Annotated in this window: 1 protein-coding gene and 1 pseudogene; both read left to right on the top strand. The window is 29.5% G+C overall.

Annotated elements, in window-relative coordinates; translation table 11 throughout:
- Window positions 1-181: 181 nt before the first annotated feature.
- Window positions 182-1,249, top strand: a complete 1,068-nt coding sequence (locus tag JCM7501_RS12360) for a hypothetical protein (RefSeq protein ID WP_054644888.1) — start codon at window positions 182-184, stop codon at window positions 1,247-1,249.
- A gap of 846 nt (window positions 1,250-2,095) precedes the next feature.
- Window positions 2,096-2,309, top strand: a pseudogene (locus JCM7501_RS13350) (hypothetical protein); the annotation flags it as partial.

Genomic DNA, 2,309 nt, shown 5'->3' with positions numbered 1-2,309 from the left:
GCAGAAAGGAGATGATGAATAGAAGAAAGAAACAGTTTCACTTAGCGACTAGAAGGGCTGACTTAAATTTTAAAAAATATTAAATTTTTAAGGAGGTAAGGATGTTGCTTAACAAAAAAATATTATCAATAATTTTGGTACTTGTTTTGCTAGCGGGAATAAATTATACGAAGTTTTTGCTTTGAATAATGATAATTACCAAATAAAGCATGAAGCTTTTATTGAAAAGATAAAAAATGTAAACAGTAAACATTCTGACGGTATATTATTGCATACAGAATCAAAAATAATTCAAGAAAATGGTAAAATTTATAGAGTAGAGGAAAGAGGTAAACCCATTAAAGCACGAATAAATATAAAGGATGGTAGAATAGAAGGTTTTATTAAATGTGATAACAAAAAGTACATGTTAGAAGGAATACTGGATGAAAAAAATGAAAAATATATTGGAAATGTTGTAAATTATACAGGATATACTTTTGAAGTATTTATAACAGATGAAGAAAAAGGGTATTTATTAATTAATATATTTGATGACAATAAAAATCCCAGCTCGTATTTAATTTCTGACAAAAAACCCATGACTGTTAAAACCCAAGTTTTAAGTCGCAATAACGAGTATGAAGCTTCTGAGGATTTATATAGTATTCAAGCAGATTATTATGATGATTTATTAACTGTAAGTACTAGGGGAATTTATTATAGAGTTCAAGGACCAATTTCGATAAATACAGGTACGTGGTTTCACAAAATAAATATAAGAACTTATGCTGATGATGCTTGGGAAGACAGTGGAATTGGTGATTTAATGCGTTATGCAGCTTTTGTAATTAAAAATGACATAAAGTTCCATCCCAAAAATAGTGATGTAGAAGTCGTTAAAGAAACACCAAATTCTAATCAAACAACCAATTTTAGTTTTCCGTTTTATTTTCCTATTATAGGTCTTGTGACAGTTCCCGTAACAACATCCACAACAAATGTAAGTGATGTTGGAGATGTAATTTACTCATTCACATGGTCGCCGCTAGTGGCATATTTAGATGAAGCTGACAGTGCTTATTATTCAGGGAAAAAATCGTTTGGAGGACGTATTATGTGGTCTGTAACTGAAAAGGGATATAAGTATACCGATGTATACGTTTATTTAAAATATGAAGTTATCGCGAAGAAGTGGGAAGGAGGAAATAATTTGTATGCATATCCCTCTTATAGTAATACCGCTACTTATATTGTAAAAGTTTATTAGTTTTATGAAAGTCATCATCAAGCTAATATTAATTTAGGGTCTCTTTATGAGCAAAATATATGGGTGTAATAGAGACTAAATAATTGATAAAGAAAGAAGTATGGTAGCGAATGTTGAATAATTAAGCTTCTACAATTATAGCAAGAGAGGATGGAGTCATTCCCTACTCTTTGGTTAGAATAAAGGTAGAGAGTTATTCTTACTAATAAGGCTAATTCTAAAGGTTCTTTGTCAAGAGTTGTGGTGGGTATTTTCTTAATACCCGCCTTTTAGTTTTAAACTGAAATATAATGTAATTATTGCAAATTTTATAGCAGAGATAACAAAATTAAAGGAAAGGTAGGTTCTCAGAAAAAATAATTTTTTACCAATGCTAGCCTTTAATAATTGTCGTGTGCCTTCTTGACGGCATAGTGTAAAATTATCGTATGAGTAAGCAGGAATCCATTAGGGTTATAATTCGTCCTGCACTTATTCTGATGCCTACTTTTAATAAATCTTGTGTTTAACCAATTTTATTATAGCCGGCATTCAGAATAAGTGCGCTATTTTTTAAGAGATGTTCTTTATCCGCCCCAACATTTATTATAGAACCATGATAATAGTGAATTACTGGGAGGAAAAATAGCAAATGAAAAAAGGATATACATAAAAATCGTAGCAAAAGAAATATGGATAGAACTGTTTAGTGTAAAATACCACAAGAAAAAGATAGTAAAATATTACCCGGGAAAAACTATACTAAAATAGTAGACACTAGAAAATTTTCATACTATAATGGTAATAGAAAAACATTTTTAAAAAAATAGATATACTAGAGTGGCATAAGAAAGGAGTTTTGAAGAATTGAAAAATAGGTTTGTGCCTTGGATTCTTTTAATTTTTTTAGTCACATCTATAAGCTTAAACATCCAACAGTATAAAATAATACAAGGATATAAAGCTCAAATGGATAGTATTAATGGTTATTTTAAAAACTATTTACGTTTCTTAAGTTCAAATATTGGAAAATTTGACGGTAGTGAGGATGACTTAATAATTTTTAGCTCTTTAAGTGGTG

The sequence above is a fragment of the Thermoanaerobacter thermocopriae JCM 7501 genome (assembly GCF_001310975.1).
GTDB classification, from domain to species: domain Bacteria; phylum Bacillota; class Thermoanaerobacteria; order Thermoanaerobacterales; family Thermoanaerobacteraceae; genus Thermoanaerobacter; species Thermoanaerobacter thermocopriae.
Note: the sequence above shows the minus strand (reverse complement) of the source record. Positions and strands in the feature narration are given on the sequence as shown.